The organism is Vibrio sp. T9 (genome assembly GCF_003123985.1).
Lineage (GTDB): Bacteria > Pseudomonadota > Gammaproteobacteria > Enterobacterales > Vibrionaceae > Vibrio > Vibrio diabolicus.
Genome location: NZ_NIGY01000070.1, coordinates 1 through 433, shown reverse-complemented (window position 1 = coordinate 433; position 433 = coordinate 1). Strand labels below are relative to the sequence as shown.

Annotated in this window: 1 protein-coding gene; it reads right to left on the bottom strand. The window is 63.5% G+C overall.

Going from position 1 to position 433, the window contains the following annotated elements:
- Positions 1 to 99 precede the first annotated feature (99 nt).
- A partial coding sequence (locus tag CBX98_RS25465; RefSeq protein ID WP_146192917.1) for an efflux RND transporter periplasmic adaptor subunit occupies positions 100 to 433 on the bottom strand: 334 nt, incomplete at its 5' end.

The following is a 433-nucleotide window of genomic DNA, read 5'->3' as shown; positions in this document are numbered from 1 at the left end:
CCTCGATGGAAACATCATCAAGCGCGATGACGGTACGGCCCGCCTTCTTGATGGCGAAGCGTTTGCCGACGCCTTGCGCAACCAGTGCCACCGGCGCGTTCATGGCTGCGCCGCGACCGTACCCGGTAACTCCACGGTGGCCGGCATGCCCATGCGCAGCCGGTCATCCGGATCGTCGATGTTGATGCGCACCTCGTAAACCAGGCTCGTGCGCAGGTCGTTGGTCTCGACGTTCTTCGGCGTGAATTCGGCGACCGACGAGATGTAGCCGATGCGACCCTCGACCGGATGATCCGGTGCGCTATCCGTCGTCACGCGTGCGGACTGCCCCGGCTTGATCCGGCTGAGGTTGGCTTCGGACACATAGGCACGCACCCATTTCGGATGGACCAGGGCGAGTGCATAGGCCGGGCGTTGCGGTGATGCCATATCA